Origin of the sequence: Paenibacillus sp. M-152 (assembly GCF_003856555.1) — a bacterium.
Taxonomy (GTDB): Bacteria; Bacillota; Bacilli; order Paenibacillales; family Paenibacillaceae; genus Paenibacillus; species Paenibacillus polymyxa_C.
In genome coordinates, this window is sequence record NZ_CP034141.1 from 3703353 (window position 1) to 3722948 (window position 19596).

Consider the following 19596-nt stretch of genomic DNA (forward strand, 5'->3'; position numbering starts at 1 on the left):
TCTGAAAGGGGCCTGAACATGAATATCATTGAAATATTAAAAGAAGTTGGGCGCGGCAAAAGAGGCGCCCGTGATCTGAACTACGCCGAAGCCGAAGCTGCCGCCGAACTGATTATGACCCGGTCGGCAACCCCTGCTCAAATCGGAGCCTTCTTTGCCGCGGAACGCATCAAAATGGAGAGTGTTGCCGAGCTGGAAGCATTCGTTAATGTCTGTCGTAAATATTCCCACCGCTTTCCCATGAAGGAAGGCATTGATTTCGCTGGTCCGTACGACGGTAGAAAGTCATCATTTATTGCCACCTTCGCAACTGCCTTTCTGCTTTCCTCCTACGGAATACCTGTAACGATGCATGGCAGTGCACCTCTCCCTCCCAAATGGGGGGTTACACTCCCACTTTTGTTGCAGGAGATGGGGGTAGCAACTGCGGACATAACACACGAAACCGCCATTCATGCTGCAAAGCAGACAGGCGTGCTTTTCGTCGTTTCCGAACAATGGTGCACGCCCCTGCGAGATCTGCGGTCTATTCGCGAAGAGTTGGGGCTTCGCACAGTACTGAACACAGCCGAGAAACTAGTTGATTACGGTTCTTCCCCGTACATTGTATTCGGCGTTTTCCACAACACCGTATTCGACAAGACGGCGAAAGTTATGCAGAATCTGAATTATCGCAGGGCTTTGATCATTCAGGGGAGCGAAGGATCGGAGGACCTGTTCATCGATCGACCGACCCGGACTTACCTGTTTGCTAACGGTGAAGTGTCACTCCAGGTTATAGATCCCGAAATGTACGGGCTGGATTCGGTAGTACCAGAACACAACTGGACCCCCGCTGAACAACTGCGCATATCAGAGGAAGTGCTGCAAGGTACAGCTCATACTGCCTTCTCGAACCAAGTGTTGCTCAACGGCGCGGTCCGACTGTTCGTCGCAGGGCGAGTAGACTCCATTGAGGAAGGCTTATATACCTGCAAACCACTGCTTGAAAACGGGGAAGCCTGGGATTTGTACTGCCGTTGGCGTGAAGCTATGTTGAGAAAAGAAATAAAAACAGGAGTCGGCACATCCGAAACCCGTTCGTATTTATAATATCGGTCTCATACAGTCGTGCTCTAGAATTGAGACCACTCCCCATTATGTCCACTGGTCGCAGATACAGCTAGACGAAGGGGACGGATGCGTACAGCAGCCGTTTTAAAGCCAGGCATCCGGCAGAACGGATCAAGGTCGGGGCGGGTCGCCCGATTTACATTTTGCGCCCCGCCCCAATGCATAGGTACGAAAAGCGTATCTTCGCGAATATGTGGCCTGATCCGGCTGCGGACAGTAAAGCTACCGCGCTGGGATACTATTTCTACCCACTCCCCGTCCTTGATATACCAGCGCTGTGCTGTACGCGGATGAATTTCTACATAATTCTCAATCTCACGCGCGGCCAGCGAAGGACTTCTGCGTGTTTGTGCGCCGGTCAAATAGTGAGCCAGCACGCGGCCATTCGTCAAAGTAAGCGGGTATTCCTCGGATATTTCCTCTCCTGCTCCACAGCTTTCAACCACTGTAAAAACAGCCCTTCGGTCGGAAAGAGCAAAGCTTTCCCGAAACATCGTATCCATACCAGCTTCATCCGTAGATGGGCATGGCCAATATACTCCTTCCTCGCGACGCAGCCTGTCATAAGTGATCCCGTAATAATCAGCAACCCCTCCCCGGCTAGCGAGGCGCAGTTCTTCAAAGATATCCTCTGTATCCTTGTACGCGAAATATCCACCCTTGTTCAATCTTGAAGCTATCTGGCATAAAATGCTCCAGTCATCTCTAGCTTCGCCCGGTGCAATCCGCACCGCTTCCCGCAGCAAAACGCGGCCTTCTAGATTAGTCATCGTCCCCGTATTCTCCAAATAAGACGTCACAGGCAAAACAACGTCGGCCATTCGCGCCGTTTCAGTGAGAAACATATCCGCCACAATCAACAAATCCAGCTTTTTCAGCGCCTCCTCGACAAATCGGGCATTCGGGTTAGATACAACAGGATTAGAGCCCATCACGAACAGAGCTTGGATTTTTCTCTGATGAACCAGTTCCATCATTTCATAGGCCGACACTCCTTTTCCCGGCAAACTGCTTGGTTCAACTCCCCACACGGACGCAACATAGGCTCGATCTTCTTCATTCTCAATCGATCTGTAGCCAGGAAGCTGGTCAGCCTTTTGACCGTGTTCTCGTCCCCCTTGCCCGTTTCCCTGACCTGTGATGGCCCCATACCCACACCCTTCTCTTCCAATCTTTCCGGTGGCCAGCACAAGATTAAGAAATGCACGCACTGCCATGTGCCCATCCGTCTGCTGTTCGACACCCCTGGCGGTAAAAACGATACCCGTTTCCACACTGCCAAAGGCACGCGCTGCCTGCCGGATCATCTCTGCCTCGACTCCGCACAGCGCAGCTGATTCGTTCAGATCCACCCCATCCAAATGAGTCAACAACTGTTCATACCCGTTGGTCCGCTGGCGGATAAATTCTTCATTTACCAATCCCTCATCCACGATGACCTTTAGCATGGCATTGGCCAGCACAGCATCCGTACCCGGTCTGATTTGCAGGTGCAGATCGGCTATTGCCGCTGTGGGTGTCGCGCGCGGGTCAATTACGATGACAAACGCACCATTTTCCTTCGCTTGGTGAAAATAAGGCATTAACGTCGGCTGACATTCAGCGATATTCGTACCTGCAAGCACAATACAACGAGCTAACGGAATATCAGCCAGCCTGCAGGTCAGTCCGCGGTCAATACCAAACACTTTGCTGCCAGCAGATGCTGCTGCCGACATGCAAAAGCGCCCGTTATAATCGATATAGCGCGTGCCAATAGCCACCCGCGCAAATTTCCCGAGCAAATAAGCCGTTTCATTCGATAGCGAGCCTCCGCCGTAAATGCCGATTCCGTCAGGGCCCTGCGTGGACAGCAGCGAAGAGAAACTGCTACCTACAGCATCCATCGCTTCCCCCCATTGAACGGGAACAAGCTTGCCCTCTTTGCGCAGTAGGGGCTGTGTCAGCCTTTCTGTATGAGTTGCATGCTGATGCGCATTCATACCCTTGATGCATAATCTGCCTTGTGAGGCTGCGTTAGGTTTGCCTTCCGCTTTATACACCGTTCGAATGATACCCGCGAGTGTCTCCGTTTCCGTACTAACGGTCATCTTACATTGCACGCTGCAAAATGGGCATTGTGTCTCCACCACAGGGAGGATGAATTGACCGGCTTCCAGTTTGTTTTCTCCTGACTGACACATAAAAGTCACCTTCTCTCTCCATTCGCTGCAATGTTACTGTCCTCGCACACGAATCTATCACTACAACTCCCACAATCCGTTAACCTGTCAGCATGGTGGACCGCAGACTACCGGTCAGTTCACTTCGCAGAGTAGCGTCGAGCACACTTTCCCGCAGCGCCAGAACGCCAGTCCGTTCAATCCATTCCCACATTTTCTCCCCATACCTAGCACTATGCCTGTATATTTGCAAGCAGGTTACAGCCATCAGCACTACTTCTTCTGGATTCTCCTCCAATCCAAGCAGCAACCCCTGACGAACCGGGTGCCCTGCATGCCCACCGGCATAAACCTCCCAACCTGCTGGTGATCGGGATATTCCAATGTCATGGACAAGCACGCCACCGGGATACTCTGAACCCGGACTGACAGCAACCGCAACTGGTGACGGTAATGAAAGACTGCCCCATACTGCCGCCAGCCGCTCTCTTAGCCAGATCACTCCACCACAAGCCTGATCGATCGGGACAGGATCAACACAATCCCGACGTTCAGCATTCAAATTTGTAAAACTCAGGCCCACAGAACCCACTTCCCCTTCGTACGGTACGGTGGACTGAACCGCAACGTCTATTCCCAGTTGGTTTGTTGCAGATCCGTTCCGCAAACCTAGAGATTCCAGATAATAAAGTACAGCTGGACGACATAATTCACACCCCTGCTGTCTGGTCCAACCAAGACGGGATACTACTTCCTCTGGAGTTCGACAAACTGCGTCCACCATCGCTGTCTTAAGCGAATCATGATCATAATGCGTACAACCACACACAGAAACAACTTCTTGAGCAGTCGGAGTTACCACAGGTCCAGAAGCTGCCGCTCGGGACAAACCATTTTTGACCAGTGCAGCCACTAGCGGCCGGCAGCCTCCGCAGGAACCGGACGCTTTGGTACGGCTCTTCACCTCTTCAACTGTTTTCAACTTATCCGTGGCAATCGCTCGCAAAATATCCCCCTTGCTCACACCATTGCATGCGCATACCGTCTCTCCTTCGGGCAATGCTTCCGCAGCATCCTCTGCTTTGCTTTTGCTATTTTTCTGGGATGTAAGCTCTGTAATTGGCGCGCCGCGCCGTACCATTCCAAGCAGCGAGGTGCTTTCCGCCGTATCCCCAAACAAAATTGCTCCAGTGATATTGCCGGCGCGCATCATCACTTTTTTGTAAATCTCCTGCATACCGTTATATTCCATGATCGCGATCTCGCTGCCCTCTTCACGAATGTCTCCTGCCGAAAACACATGAATTCCCGCCACCTTGAGCTGCGCATACGGGACCGTCCCTTCATAGGGAGCCGTTTCACGACCACAAATCACCTTTGCCAGCACTTTGGCCTGCTCATATAGCGGCGCCACCAGCCCATATGAAATCCCGCGGTGCTCAGCACATTCGCCAACTGCGTAAATACCAGGAATACTCGTGCGCATATAATCGTCCACGACAATAGCACGGTTTACTGTCAGACCACTATCCTGAGCCAAAGCGATATTCGGCCGGATACCAACCGCCAGCACAACCAAGTCCGTTTCCAATCTGTTTCCGTCTGCAAACACCAATCCTTGTGCCCGGTTGCGACCTATAATGTTGACTGTATCCTTCGCCAAATGAAACCGCATGCCCTGTTGCTCCAACCGTCGTTGTAAAAGTACAGCCGCAGTACGGTCAAGCTGACGATTCATCAGATACTGCGCATTATGAACAACGTCAGTTTCCATCCCCAGATTCAGCAAGCCTTGAGCAGCCTCAAGCCCCAATAACCCTCCTCCGATGACAGTGGCCTTGCGGTACGTCTTAGCATATCTCGCCATGGTTTCACAGTCATTTACATCACGAAAAGCAATTACTCCCTCTTTTCGAACTCCGGGAATGGGTGGCATGAAAGGCAATGAGCCAGTTGCCAGTACGAGAATGTCATAGGGCTCTTGAATACCGGATTCCGTTTCCACCATACCAGTTGCCACATCAATACGACACACACGTTCACCAGCTTGCAACTTTACCCCATTTTCTTCGTACCAGTCCCAGCTATGGGTAACGATATGTTGGAACGTACTCTCCTCCTGAAGCATTTTGGACAGGAGCACACGGTTGTATCCGGGCCGCGGTTCAGCACCAAATATTGTGATTTGGAACCGTTCCGGCTCCAGACTGAGAATTTCCTCCACACATTTGATGCCTGCCATACCATTACCGATGACGACCAGTCTTTTTATCATAATGAATCCAGCCCCATTCTCCGTACTAAAATAAGACAGAAAAAGCCCTTCTCCATTCGATGGAAAAGGGCACCGTTGCCGTAAATGTCGGCACATCGTTGTACCGATATGTACTTAAGATTACTGAATTGTGAGCGTCATGTCAATATTCAATACATGAAACCTGTATTTAAACCTTATTTTAAATTTATTATAATTTTAATGTTATGTATATTGACATATATAGAATGTCTTTTTATAATTTGAATTAAAATCACTACGATGTGATCATATCAAAGCGATGCACAATGAGGTGTGTCAAACACGGCAATGAAGCCGCAAAGCGTTTCCCAGATACGATGTCGGGACGATTTGCGGTTTTTTTATGTTCAACAGAAAATTGAGGACTGAGCTCTACAAACCACAATAAGAAGAGGAGAGATCGAGAATGAAGAAAAAAAGTTTCTGGCAAAGCGGACACAAGCCCACCCTATTGGGCTCCTTTCTGTATTTTGATATTAGCTTTATGATATGGGGAATGATCGGACCGTTGGTCGTTGTCATTGCTAATGACTATCCAATGGACCCTGTACAAAAAGCCAACCTTGTCGCTCTCCCAATACTTAGTGGTTCCCTGCTGCGACTCGTGCTTGGATTCATGTCAGATTATATCGGTCCGAAGCTCACGGGACAGATCGGTATGCTTGTCACAATTATCCCTCTCCTGCTTGGCTGGCTGTGGGTTGATTCGCTGGAGCAGTTGTACGCTGTAGCCCTGCTTCTGGGTGTGGCCGGAGCCTCATTTGCAGCTGCACTGCCGTTGGCTGGCCAATGGTACCCCAAAGAGCATCAAGGGCTGGCCATGGGAATTGCCGGTGCCGGTAACAGTGGGACCGTCCTCGCAACTTTGTTTGCCAACCGCATTGCCCAACATTTTGGCAGTTGGGAGGTCGTTTTTGGCTTAGCCATCATCCCGATTTTCATCGTCTTTGTTCTGTTTAGTATTTTTGCCCGCAACAGCCCTCATCGCCCAGCACCAAAAAGTCTGTCACAATATGCTTCGGTGCTCAAACAGAGGGATGCCTGGGTGTTCTGTGCCTTTTATTGCGTGACGTTCGGCGGGTTCGTTGGCCTTTCTAATTATTTGACCATTTTCTTCAATACCCAATACGGTCTCTCCGCGGTACATGCTGCTGATTTTGCGACCGTTTGTGTCATTGCCGGAAGCTTCTTTCGTCCTGTAGGCGGCTTTTTGTCCGACCGAATTGGTGGTTCACGCATGTTAATGTACTTGTATGCCGGGGCCGGGATTATGCTCGCCAGTATTGCATTTTTACCCCCCCTTGCCGTGGTCGTAGTCCTGCTGTTCGTAGGTATGATGTGCCTTGGTGCTGGCAACGGCTCCGTATTCCAGCTCGTGCCGCAGCGATTCGGCAACGAAATCGGGCTCATGACCGGCATTGTCGGTGCTGCTGGCGGCATAGGCGGGTACTTTCTTCCCCTGATTCTGGGACATCTGTACAAATTAACGGGTTCTTACATGCCAGGCTTCATCTGCCTAAGCCTGATCACATTCTGTGCTCTTGTCCTCGTGATCATCATGCAATTGAAATGGCGCAACAGCTGGATGCGACGTTCTGCTCCAGTTGCTAATGAAGCCGTTAGATTTTAAGCCTCAATTATCCCTTATAATCAAAAATAGCTTAACTTCGTTTATAGAAAAATGAAGTTAAGCTATTTCCTCATACATATTTAATTGAATTATAAATACTATGAAAAAAGTCACATTTAATGAATATTTACCGAAAACATTATGAAAATTCAATGAATTTTTCAGTTGAAAATCATTGAAAATCGCTTTCATTTTCATATTTTTTCTTATGTAAACACTTATATAACCATTTTTCACACAACATACTTGTTCACTTGGTTTAAAATAAGGCGTATACTTGTTCACGAATTGTTCAAGGGTTAACCAAATGTATTTTTTTAGGAAAGAAGGAATTGGAAATGCGTGCTTTTCATGTTACGGAAGATGGAACTATCGAAACCAAATTAACCGGAAAGGATCTTCTTGCCAACCCACTGCTGAACAAAGGAGTGGCTTTTACACTGGAAGAGCGTCAGCAGCTTGGACTTGACGGCCTCCTTCCTCCTACCATATTAACTATTGAGGAACAGGTTCAACGGGTATACGAGCAATTTCAAAGCCAACCAGATAATTTGCGTAAAAACGTTGCATTAAATGATCTTTTTAATCGGAATACCGTCCTCTATTATCGTTTGCTTTCCGAGCACCTGAGCGAGATGCTTCCGATTGTTTATACACCAACAGTCGGTCAGGCTATTCAGGAATACAGTCATGAATATCATAAACCAGGTGGTATGTATTTATCTATTGATAACCTTGCTGGCATCAAAGAAGCTTTTAAGAATTTGAACTTGGGCCCTGATGATATCGACCTGATTGTAGCCACAGATTCCGAAAGTATTTTGGGAATCGGGGACTGGGGAGTTGGCGGTATTAACATCTCTATCGGTAAGCTTGCTGTATATACAGCTGCTGCTGGAATTGATCCTAGCCGGGTGCTGGCCGTTGTGCTTGATGCAGGTACAAACAACGAAAAGCTGTTAGAAGATCCTTTATACATGGGGAATCGTCATAAGCGTATACGTGGAGAACAATATGATCAATTTATTGATACTTATGTTCAAGCTGCACTTTCTTCTTTCCCGAACGCACTGCTGCACTGGGAAGATCTAGGTAACGTCAATGCTCGGAATATTATCAACAAGTACGGAAATCATATTTTAACGTTTAATGATGACATTCAAGGTACTGGCGCGGTTACGCTCGCAGGTGTGATGTCTGGTGTCCAATTGTCCGGAATCCCACTGAGCAAGCATCGGGTTCTAGTGTTTGGTCCAGGAGCTGCCGGAATCGGCAATGCTGACCAAATTAGTGCGGCTATGATGCTCGAAGGATTGTCAGAAACTGAAGCAAGACGTAACTTCTGGGCATATGATTACCGTGGTCTGCTTACCAATGAAACGGAAGGACTTTTCCCATTCCAGGTCCCTTATGTGCGTGATGCTGCCGAATGCCGTGACTGGGAGCATGCTGAAGATGGCAAAATCCCTCTGCTTGAAGTCATTCGCCGTGTGAAACCGACGATTATGATCGGAACTTCCGGTGTTGCTGGAGCATTTAGTGAGGAAATCGTGAAAGAGATGGCCAAGCATACAGAACGCCCTATTATTATGCCAATGTCCAATCCGACTCCTCTGGCAGAGGCAACTCCTGAAGACCTGATCCACTGGACGGAAGGAAAAGCCCTTATTGCAACAGGAAGTCCTTTTGAGCCAGTAATCTACAACAATATTAAGTTTGAAATTGGACAATCCAATAATGCTTTCGTATTCCCAGGTCTTGGTCTTGGAGCAATCGTAGTAAAATCCAAAATTATAACAGATAGCATGTTTGCAGCAGCTGCCCATGCAGTAGCTCAAATGGTTGATTTGTCACAGCCTGGTGCTTCCCTGCTGCCAAAAATCAACGAACTGCGAGAAGTATCTGAAGCTGTAGCAGTAGCAGTTGCTAAGGCGGCAGTTCAAGATGGAGTTGCGCGTCATCAGCCGGATGATATCGTACAAGCGGTTCGGGATTCAATGTGGGAATGCAAATATAAACCCATCAAACAGTATGGACAGGAAGCCGTTCTGGTTTAAAAATAGCGAACAACATCAAAATTTATACTTGCTGTAAGCAAAGTGATTATTTAACTGATGTCCGCCATTTTTGGCGGACATCTTTATTGGAGGCGACATCATGGCTACAGGTCATATCTTTATTATCTTAATTCCTATTTTCTTTGTCATTTTAATTGGTTATTTTGCAGGTTTTTTTAAGACTTTTAACCCAGCTTCATCTAAGGGATTAAATACACTGGTAACCAAATTCGCTTTACCTGCACACTTGTTTATTGGTATTACGACGACACCAAGAGAGACGTTAATCCAAAAGTGGCCCTTTCTTGTTGCATTGCTGCTTGGAGTGATCGGCTTTTACATTGTATTGCTCATCTTATATCGCTTAATTGCAAAAAAAGGTCTGACAGAATCCTCCATGTTCGCATTGAATTCAACACAGCCCTCTTTCGCATTCATGGGGATTCCGGTTTTGGGAAGCTTGTTCGGAAGTGCGGCGGTCGCCATTCCTATTGCGATTACCGGCATCGTCGTTAATGCGATTCTTGATCCGCTTGCAAGTATTTTGGGAACGGTCGGCCAGCGTAAATCAACAGAATCTGATGACACTAAAGGTAATTTATTTACAGTCACTATAAAATCTGTCCTTCATGGACTCAGCGAGCCGCTGGCTTGCGTACCCTTGATTGGTGTTGTATTGACTTTATGCGGATTCCAAGCTCCGAAGCTTTTGCAATCTATGTTTGATCAAATCGGCAATATTACTGCGGGTACGGCTCTATTTGCCATCGGGGTAACTATTGGCATTAAAAAGATTACGTTCAGTCCAAAAGCGCTTAGTATCGCTGTACTGAAAGCGATCGTGATGCCTATGGTTATGCTCGGTATTGCTGTTCTGATCGGACTGTCCCCTGAGGATGTAACTAAAGCCGTACTGCTTGTCGCATTTCCCGGATCTGCTGTAGCCGCTATGATCGCGACCCGCTATGAATCACTGGAAACAGAAGCGGCATCTGCATTTGTTATAAGCTCAGTATTATCGCTCATTTCGCTCCCTCTGCTCATTTCACTACTTATATAATGACAGAAAGCTTTCAACCTTCAGCGAAAGACTGTTATATATAATAGTTAAGGGCATTCGTTCGCCCTCATTTATCTTATTTTTTAAATATTGTCCAAACAATAAAGTGATTTAGTCATATTTGAGCTGAAAACCAGTATGATATTCCGTTTTGCTAGCAAGCGGCAACCTACATTTATTCCATGTGGGTTGCCGCTTTTTATTTTTGGTAAGCTTCCATACCTTTTGTTGGTTCTTATCATTATTTTCACTATCCATCAGTAAGTATATCCCAATTGTAATAATTCGCTAACATTTATAAAGGAAATTGACGAAATATATAAGGGATAGCTGTACTGTAGCATTAAATTAAAATTTAAAGGAGAAGAAACTTGTGAAAAACTTGAAGTGGAGCACTATGTCCTTTTTTGGTAAAAATCTATTAATATCTTTTCTTAACATCGTATTAATAGGTGCTATTCTTATCACATCTAGCTATATACTTCAAAAGAACATTCTCACCACGCAGCTGCAAGATCAGGTAAAAGTGCTGACCAAAAAATGGGCAGAAGATGTTGACAAAACAAAAGTACAACAAGCATTAAGCGAAAAAGATTATAACGGTTCTGCTCAACAAGAAATACGCAAATTTCTAGATTCCATTCACACATTTTATCCTAATGTCGCCCAAGCTTACATATTTGGGACAGAACTAAAAGAAGGAAATCAAACCTCCATTATTGGCGTTCCCACTAATTTGGTTCAAGCTTTCCAAAACTCGAAGATGAATATTGGGGATATGTACACGTTGCCTGACGAAAATGCAGACGCCGTAAATAAAATGCTTCAATCCAATGAATCAGCATTGAGCAGCTTTTATACGGACGAATATGGCACATGGACTACTATTGTTTATCCGATTACAGATGCAAGCGGTAAAGTCACAAGTGCAATTTACTTTGACGTAGATGCGAGCTCTGTACCTACGGGTCTTCATAAGTTGCTTGTATATGGTGTTTCACTGCTCATTCTGTTTCTTGCTATCTTCTTGACAATTCAATACTTACTGGTAAAACGCACGCTCTCCCCGATTCGTTCCTTGATGAAGGGGATTGAAGAAGTCAGCGAGGGTAATCTGAATGTAAAAATCAAGACAGGCCTAGACGATCTTGGTATTATCAATCAAAAATTTAATTCAATGATCAAGCGCCTTAACGATACGATGGTGAAAGTACAGGATACGACGCAAGAAGTAACAGGATCAGCTCAGGAATTGTTAAGCATTAGCGAGAAAAATAGTACGAATACAAACATCATTAACAGCAATATTCGGGAAATAACTCAGGGACTTGAAGCTCAGGATCACGCAGCACTTGAAAGCTCCAGGGCTATGAATGAAATGTCTACAGTGATCCAAACCATTGCTGAAAGCTCCTCTTCTGTAGCGGATCAAGCTTATTCCATGGAAAAACGCTCCGTTGAAGGCAATCAGGTAGCCCAAAAGCTATCCACTCAAATGGACTCTATCTCCACTACAATGGGCAGTACAGTTGATTCGGTTAATGCACTGCAGAACCGTTCTAACGAAATCAGTAATATTGTAAGCATCATTACCGGCATTGCCAGCCAAACGAATCTGCTTGCTCTCAACGCTTCGATCGAAGCTGCCAGAGTGGGTGAAGAAGGCAAGGGTTTTGCAGTCGTAGCGGGAGAAGTGCGTAATTTGGCTGAGCAATCTCAAGAGTCCGCCAAACAAATTGCAGAGCTTATTGAAGAAATTCAAAAAGAGATTGAACAAACTGTAAAAGGCATTAGCCTGGGTACACAAGAAGTTCAGGTCGGACTGGAAGTTACGAAGCAGACAGGCGAAATGTTCTCTGAAATTTTAGAAGCGTCCAATAAAGTGTCATCACAAATCCAGGAGGTATCCAGTGCAACTGAGCAAATCTCGGCCAGCACGCAGGAAATGTCAGCTACCTCGGACGAGTTGTCTTCCACAGTTAGCAAAACAGTCAACAGCAGCAAACAAATTGAACAAACCATTGGGGAACAAACCGAGTCTATGGCTTCAATTGTCCAAGCTTCGGACAAGCTTACATCAATGTCCGGGGAGCTGGAAGAGCTTATTTCATTCTTCAAAGTAAACCGTGAAGTCTAAAACTATAACTATCCAATCCTCATAACAATAAAGAACCTCTAGTCTGCATAGAATGCACATTAGAGGTTCTTTGATATTTTACACACTTCTTTAGTTTAAAAAGCCTTCCAACGCTGAGGTCGGCTTGCCGTCAGCCTGCCAAGCACCTTTGTTATAACCTTGATTATAACCTGGGGTTGCAGCCGGCTCCCAATAAAATACGCCGACGCCTTTGCCCCCTCCGATACTCCGAACCTTCGTTTTGATTGCAGAAATAAATGCCTTGGATGCAGCAGGTTCATTATATTCCATTCCGATTTCACTGATGACAATGCCTTTACCATATTTTGCAATGAGGCTATTGGCATTGGTAATCGTCTGATCCACCTTACCCTGCCAGTCAGAGGAAGACGGATATAAAGACAGGCCAATAAGGTCGAACTGAGCTCCGTTTTCAATCAGTCCACCAATGTTCCAGTTTAAAACGGAACTGTTATCCCCATTAGCTAAATGCACGATTGTCTTGGTACTGCTGCTTACGGATTTAACAGCGTTATTCCCTGTATTGACGAGCCACGCATAGTTTTTCATATTCACCGAGGCTTTGCCATCATCCCAGAGCATGCCATTGTTCGTCTCATTGCCGATTTGCACCCAATCCGGTGTCACACCCTTGCTCTTCATCGTGTTCATTACATAGACAGTATGGGACCAGACCGCATCCATAAGTTGTGTAAATGTAAAATTGCGCCATGCGTAAGGCTTATTCTGCTGGCCTGGATCAGCCCAGGAATCGCTATAATGCAGGGTCAGCATAACGCTCATGCCTAACTTTTGGGCTCGCTGCGCAAGTTCTGCCGCCTTTTCAGCATTCATGTATCCGCTTGCATAATCCTTCATGTCAGGATTTACCCATACGCGAATACGAACCGAATTGATCTGATAATCGTCCCGTAAAATTTGCAGCACGTCCCGGCGAACCCCTTTTTTATCCTTCCAGGTCATACCTTGGGCTTCCATCCCTGCAACCCAGCTTATATCTGCTCCTTTGGCGAAAGCAGGGGCGGCCGAAGCCGCACTCACTCCCACAGAGCCCAATGGGTACAAAAAGCTGGATAACAAGATCAACATCGCAAATACCATAGTACGTTTACCTGTTTTCATAAGTCATCCCCTATCTAAATTATATACTCACATTGCCTCTGGCCAATCCACTTGCTCCCTCACTCGGGAAACGGCGGCGATCACATGTATAACGTGTTCTAATTATTGCGCTCTGTCTTTAAAACCTTAACAGCATAGGCACCCAGTTGAACGCTGCTATCTGCTATCACATGATTTTCAAGCAGATCCGAATAAGTTCGTCCATCCAGTGTAAGCTTTTGCGGCTCATGCGTAAAATTCATTACAAAAATATAGTCATGAACTCCATCAGTACGAATCGCTGTATTCACCCCATGTGGCAACTGCACATCGAGTGCTTTACTGAGACCTGCATCGTCAATTAAACTTTTGTAAAAATGACTATGGAATAGTCCAGTGTTGCGTGAAGCGATGTAATAAGCTTTTCCCTGTCCCAAACGGTTCACCGTCAAAGCCGGACGGCCTGCATAAAAGTCTGCTCCGTACTCAGCCAGTACCTCTGCACCCTCCGTATGAATGAGATCACACAATTCTACAGCTTCATATTCCCCTTGCAGATCCAGCTCATTGCCTTCAACCGGTATAATGTAATTACGATCATGATCATGCAATCCATCAATCTCTTCCGCCCAAATCCCCAGCGTCTTACGAAGCGGTCCTGGAAAGCCTCCAAGAAAGCATAAATCATGTTCATCCACGATGCCGGACCAATAGGTTGCTACGAAAATGCCCCCGTTTTCAACAAACTTCTGTATGCGCTCTCCTACACCGCTGCGAACCATATACAACATCGGAGCTACCAAAAGCTTATATTTGGAGAAATCTGCATCCATATGAATGACATCTACTGGCACTCCCCGCTCCCACAATGCCAAATAATGTGCTTCAGCTGTCTCCTCATATTTCACGCCTTTGTTCCGCGGTCCCTGTGAATCGTTGATTCCCCAACGGTTCTCCCAGTCAAAAATGACTGCGGCCTCAGCCGGTACGGATGTACCGATAACCTCTTCCAGTTTTTCCAGTGCATGACCGACATCTGTCACATCCCCGAATACCCGAGTATGCTCGTGTCCGACATGATCGACGACTGCACCATGCAGCTTTTCACTTGAACCGCGGCTTTTCCGCCACTGAAAATATTGAACGGTGTCTGAACCGTGCGCCACAGCCTGTAAAGACGATAGCAAATGCATACCTGGTCGCTTCAGCTTACTAACGTCTTGCCAGTTCGTTAAGCTTGGCGTACTTTCCATGAGCATCCAGGGTTTCCCACCTTTAATGGAGCGAATAATATCGTGCATCATAGCCACTCTTGCAGCCTGACGGCTGTCATCCCCTTCACGGTCATGCCACGTCGGATAACTGTCCCAGGATATAACATCGAGCAGATCAGCAAACTTCCAGTAATTCAATCCTTCAAAAAACTCCATTAAATTGGTTGTGACTGGAATGTCCGGATTCGCAGCCTTGAGCGGCACAATCTCATGTTTGATAAAATCTGCGGTCTGTTCGGTTACAAATCGTCTCCAGTCCAAATTCATGGCATGAACCTGCGTTTCACCATGAGGTGCCGGAGATTCAACTTGGCTCCAGTCCGTAACTGTATGACTCCAAAATGTCGTCCACCATGCATGATTAAGTTTATCTAACGTACCATATTTATCCTGCACCCAAGCGCGAAATGCCTCCTGACAATGATCACAGTGGCAGTCTCCACCAAATTCATTGGAAATGTGCCAGCCAATAACAGCAGGATGATTAGCATAACGCTCAGCCAGCTTCGTATTCATGATACGTACTTTTTCCCGGTAAACAGGCGACGTATAACAGTGGTTGTGTCTAAACCCATGTAAATTACGGACACGGTTAGCCCCCACTCGCAGCACCTCGGGATATTTTTGAGACATCCAGGCTGGTCTTGCTCCGCTAGGAGTAGCCAAAAACGCATAAATTCCGTTTTCAGCAAACGAATCCAGAATACGATCCAGCCATTCAAACGTAAATACGCCCTCCTCAGGCTCTAATGAAACCCATGAGAAAATGCCGACAGACATCACGTTACATTTGGCTAGTTTCATCAAGCGGATATCCTCCGCTAATACCTCGGGATATTGCTGCCATTGCTCTGGGTTATAGTCCGCTCCATGCAGCATACGCGGAACTCGCTCACTAATGGGAGGGTACTTGGTTATGTTTGAATAGGTCATTACAAATCATCTCCTTGTATTAGTTCTATTACTCTTTGACGGAACCTAGTGTCATACCTTTAACAAAATACTTTTGTAAAAATGGATATACAATAAGAATAGGCGCTGCACCAATGAAAATTTGTGCTGCATTAACCGTCGTTTGAGATAGTAATTCCATCTCTTTGGGACTCATGCTCATGGAACTCATGTCCTTCTGTATAATTACAGTTTGCAGGAACGTCGCCAGCGGATAATCCTTTGCATTGCTCAAATAGAGCAGACCGTCAAACCATGAGTTCCAATGAAATACCATACTGAACAGCGCAATCGTCGCAATCGAAGGCATGGATATCGGTAAGAAAATACTAAACAATGTCCGAAAATGCCCTGCTCCGTCGATCAATGCGGCCTCTTCCATCTCTTTGGGAATTCCTCTAAAAAAGTTCAGCATAAGAATGACCAGAAATGTATTGACCGCTCCTGGCAAAACAAGTACCCAGAAGCTGTCCATAAGATGGATCTTTTGAATAACCATATAGAATGGAACCAGACCACCGTTAAAAATCATACTAAATACAAACAGCCATGAATAAATGTTGCGACTGCGGAACACCGTTGTTTCCTTCGAAAGCGGATAAGCAGCTAAAAAGGTAATAAGTAGCGTCAAGCCGGTTCCCAATACAGTCCGACAGACAGAAATCCAGATGGAGTGGAGAAAAATCGGGTTATTCATCGTCTTCTTATAGGCTTCTAATGAAAACTGCACTGGCCACAGTCCAACCAGATTGGCATCTGCTGCTGATTTAGCACTAAATGATACTGCCAACACATGAATCAATGGAACGATACACATGATAGACAAAATCACTAGTAAGCAAATATTGAACACATTGAAAATGCGGTATGGCGTTGTTTTATGATACATGACTCTCCCTCTTTCAGCCTCGTGGAATCAGAATATGCGGTAACCTGCCCATTTGTAAGCAAGCCGATAAGATATCAGAATAAGAATCATACTGATAACGGATTTGAACAACCCAATGGCGGTAGCAAAGCCCATCTCCCCATTGATCAATGCTGTCCGATAGACGAATGTGTCAATAATATCGCCTTTTTGGTATACCAACGGATTATAAAGGTTGAAAATCTGGTCAAAACCGGCATTCAGAACATTACCAAGGGCGAGCGTCCCAACAACGACCACCATCGGAATCAATGAAGGTACAGTAATGTGCAGTGTCTGTCTCCATCGGCTCGCTCCATCCATTTCAGAAGCCTCATACAACGAAGGATTGATACCCGCCAGTGCAGCGAGGAATACGATGGTATTGTAGCCAAACTCTTTCCATATGTCAGATACAATGACGGTAAAACGAAACCAGTTGTTATCTCCCAGAAAGAAGATAGGCTGGATTCCTATACTTCCAAGAATCCGGTTCATAAATCCATCAGTAGCCAACAGATCAATCAGAATTCCGCCCAAGATAACCCATGACAGAAAATGTGGCAGATACACCAATGTCTGAATGGAGCGCTGAAGTCCGACCTTGCGAATTTCATTCAGCAGTATAGCAAAAACAAACGGAACCAACAGATTGAAAAACATCTTTAACACAGCAATAATCAGCGTGTTCCATACGACCTGAAGACTGTCCTCCCGTTGAAACAAAAAGCGGAAATTATCCAGTCCAACCCATTCGGAACCAGTTATGCCTAGCCAAGGCTTGTAATTTTGAAAGGCCATCACGATGCCGCCCATCGGAATGTAGCTGAATACAATCAAGAAAATGATGGCTGGCAGCAGCATGATATGAAATGGCCACGTACGTTGCAGACTTCTCATTGCAGTTCCTCCTGTAACTCTCATGGTATACCTCAATTATAAAAGCGTTTTCGCAGTCTCAACAGTTCAAAAAACCAACATACATGGCACAAAAGCAATCATTTTAATTAATCCGTGTGAAGCTTAAGTAAAAAGGCTGTCCACCTTGGGACAGCCCTCCTAATTTGTTTTACAACATCGACAACTTTTACTTTTCTACGCTCTTATACCATTCGTTTACTTCATTTGTAATTTGTTCGCCACCAGCGGCTTTCCACGTCTGTACAAAGGTATCAAAAGCAGAAATCGGCTGTTTGCCATAAATAATTTCATTGAAGGTCTGGCTTTCAATCTTATCCAGGTAATCCTTTTTAGCCTTCATGGTTGGTGTTGTTGGTCCTGTGAACTGATCTTTCATAGAGATATCCTTTTGTTCCATAAGCACTTTGGCCGCTGCGGGAGTGTCTTTCCCGTAATTCACCATTACATCTTTCTCCAGTCTGGTTTTCGGTTCTGCACCGTCAGCCAAGCTTAACAAAGCCTTCATTTGGGCATCAGGGATACGTGCACCATCACGAACCAGCAAATAACGAATAGAGTTTACATAACCGCCTGGTATTTTATCAATAGACATCAGCTTTCCATTGGCATCTAAATCATAATCGTAGCCCTTAAACAGCCCATTCGACAAGTCACCGTCCGGTTTGGCATTTGCATAATGGTCAAACAAGTAATTTTGATACGTGAAGAAAGCTTCAGGATGCTGCATTTGTTTGTTGATGAGTACGACACCATTGGTGTACTGCGTTCCATGGCGCATAGCTTTGTTGTCAGGTCCCGCTGGAATCTTGATCGGCTTCCATACAGCACTCGGCGCATTTTTAACCGTATCCTGGAGCGGCCAACCGCTCATCCAATATGGTCCTGGAATCATCCCGGCTGTCCCTGCAACTGTAGGTTCTGCCGTTTTATTTTCATCCCACAATGCTGCTTCCTGAGGAATATATCCTTTTTTGAGCCACTCGCTCAGCTTTTGCAGACCCGGTTTCATGCCAGGCTGAACAGAGCCATATTCCAAGCTACCGTTTGCACCTTTGTTCCACTGTTGGGGTAGTGTGCCATAAGCTCCGAAAATCCAGGATGGGTCACCCATCCATGTGTTCATGGATGTTTTGAAACCGATGCTGAGCGGGGTCACTTTGTCCGGAGCCAGTCCGTCTGGATTTTTGTTTTTAAAGGCATCCATCACTTTTTCCAGATCATCCATCGTCTCCGGAGCCTTCATCCCCAGCTTATCCAACCAATCTTGTCGTACCCACAATACATAATCATGGTTATAAGCGAAATCAAGCACAGGGATACCCATTTTTTTACCATCTCGGCTATACTGATTCCATACGTTCGTATCCTGACTCATGGCCTGCTTCCAAGAGTCCGAAGCATATTTATCAAATAATGGGCCAACTTCAGCGAACATACCGGAATCGATCATATCCTGGGCCAGCTGCTCATTCTCCGTCCCCAGTACAACGACATCAGGCATCTCCTGACCGGAGGACATCGCCAACCGCAGCTTGGTAGCAAACGCACCATTTGTATCCGTGACAGACCAGAGTGATTTTACATTAATACCAAATTTCTCTTTGGCCCATTTTGTCGCAACGTTATTTTCGATAGATTCGCCATTTTTAAATTTTAAGGCGGGATCTACACCCCATACCGTGGATATTGTAACTTCTGGGTTGTATTTTTCTTTGTATACGTTTTCAGTTTTAGCTGTGCTGTCCGCATTCCCATCATTTCCTGCACCTGAGCAGCCCACAAGGCCAACCCCTAATACCATAGTTGCGGCGAGCAACGACAATAGTTTTTTTTTCGAATGAACTCGCATCTTGTTCCCCCTCTAAAAATCATTTTCTACTCTTTTATTATAAGAGGGCTTTTCTTAGCAGCCTATGTCACAAAATAAATATTTCTGCACCTTTCTCAACTGATCTTTACTCATTTG

The 19596-nt window shown here is 45.9% G+C and carries 12 protein-coding genes; 5 read left to right on the plus strand and 7 right to left on the minus strand.

Annotated elements, in window-relative coordinates; genetic code table 11:
* Positions 1 to 18: 18 nt before the first annotated feature.
* Positions 19 to 1092, plus strand: a complete 1074-nt coding sequence (locus EGM68_RS16270) for an anthranilate phosphoribosyltransferase (RefSeq protein ID WP_129549577.1) — start codon at positions 19 to 21, stop codon at positions 1090 to 1092.
* A 23-nt stretch (positions 1093 to 1115) separates the two neighbouring features.
* On the opposite strand, the gene nasC is transcribed toward EGM68_RS16270, so the two are convergent.
* Both nasC and nirB read right to left on the minus strand, forming a co-directional pair.
* The gene (nasC, locus tag EGM68_RS16275) at positions 1116 to 3296 is read right to left on the minus strand and encodes an assimilatory nitrate reductase catalytic subunit NasC (protein WP_129549578.1); all 2181 of its coding nucleotides are present in this window, start codon (positions 3294 to 3296) and stop codon (positions 1116 to 1118) included.
* Between the two features lie 79 nt (positions 3297 to 3375).
* Positions 3376 to 5550: a nitrite reductase large subunit NirB gene (nirB, locus tag EGM68_RS16280; RefSeq protein WP_129549579.1), complete on the minus strand. Its 2175-nt coding sequence runs from the start codon at positions 5548 to 5550 to the stop codon at positions 3376 to 3378.
* Between the two features lie 427 nt (positions 5551 to 5977).
* On the opposite strand from nirB, the gene EGM68_RS16285 reads away from it, so the two are divergent.
* The 4 genes from EGM68_RS16285 (at position 5978) to EGM68_RS16300 (ending at position 12455) form a co-directional block, all read left to right on the plus strand.
* Positions 5978 to 7201, plus strand: a complete 1224-nt coding sequence (locus EGM68_RS16285; protein ID WP_129549580.1) for a nitrate/nitrite transporter — start codon at positions 5978 to 5980, stop codon at positions 7199 to 7201.
* Between the two features lie 338 nt (positions 7202 to 7539).
* Positions 7540 to 9258 carry an NAD-dependent malic enzyme gene (locus EGM68_RS16290; RefSeq protein ID WP_129549581.1) on the plus strand — a complete coding sequence of 573 codons (1719 nt, stop codon included), beginning with the start codon at positions 7540 to 7542 and terminating at the stop codon, positions 9256 to 9258.
* A 100-nt stretch (positions 9259 to 9358) separates the two neighbouring features.
* Positions 9359 to 10318 carry an AEC family transporter gene (locus tag EGM68_RS16295; RefSeq protein ID WP_129549582.1) on the plus strand — a complete coding sequence of 320 codons (960 nt, stop codon included), beginning with the start codon at positions 9359 to 9361 and terminating at the stop codon, positions 10316 to 10318.
* Between the two features lie 373 nt (positions 10319 to 10691).
* Positions 10692 to 12455: a methyl-accepting chemotaxis protein gene (locus tag EGM68_RS16300; RefSeq protein ID WP_013371911.1), complete on the plus strand. Its 1764-nt coding sequence runs from the start codon at positions 10692 to 10694 to the stop codon at positions 12453 to 12455.
* Between the two features lie 90 nt (positions 12456 to 12545).
* Here EGM68_RS16300 and EGM68_RS16305 read toward each other — a convergent pair whose 3' ends face one another.
* The 5 genes from EGM68_RS16305 to EGM68_RS16325 form a co-directional block, all read right to left on the minus strand.
* Positions 12546 to 13598 carry a glycoside hydrolase family 53 protein gene (locus EGM68_RS16305; protein ID WP_129549583.1) on the minus strand — a complete coding sequence of 351 codons (1053 nt, stop codon included), beginning with the start codon at positions 13596 to 13598 and terminating at the stop codon, positions 12546 to 12548.
* Positions 13599 to 13696: 98 nt separating this feature from the next.
* On the minus strand, positions 13697 to 15784 hold the full coding sequence (locus EGM68_RS16310; RefSeq protein ID WP_129549584.1) for a beta-galactosidase: 2088 nt from the start codon (positions 15782 to 15784) through the stop codon (positions 13697 to 13699).
* A gap of 28 nt (positions 15785 to 15812) precedes the next feature.
* Positions 15813 to 16691, minus strand: coding sequence for a carbohydrate ABC transporter permease (locus EGM68_RS16315; RefSeq protein ID WP_016822415.1), 879 nt, complete (start codon positions 16689 to 16691; stop codon positions 15813 to 15815).
* 27 nt (positions 16692 to 16718) lie between these two features.
* A complete protein-coding gene (locus EGM68_RS16320) occupies positions 16719 to 17609 on the minus strand; it encodes an ABC transporter permease (protein ID WP_016822416.1) in 891 nt (296 codons plus the stop codon).
* A 187-nt stretch (positions 17610 to 17796) separates the two neighbouring features.
* Positions 17797 to 19479 carry a type 2 periplasmic-binding domain-containing protein gene (locus tag EGM68_RS16325; protein ID WP_040103379.1) on the minus strand — a complete coding sequence of 561 codons (1683 nt, stop codon included), beginning with the start codon at positions 19477 to 19479 and terminating at the stop codon, positions 17797 to 17799.
* Positions 19480 to 19596: the final 117 nt, after the last annotated feature.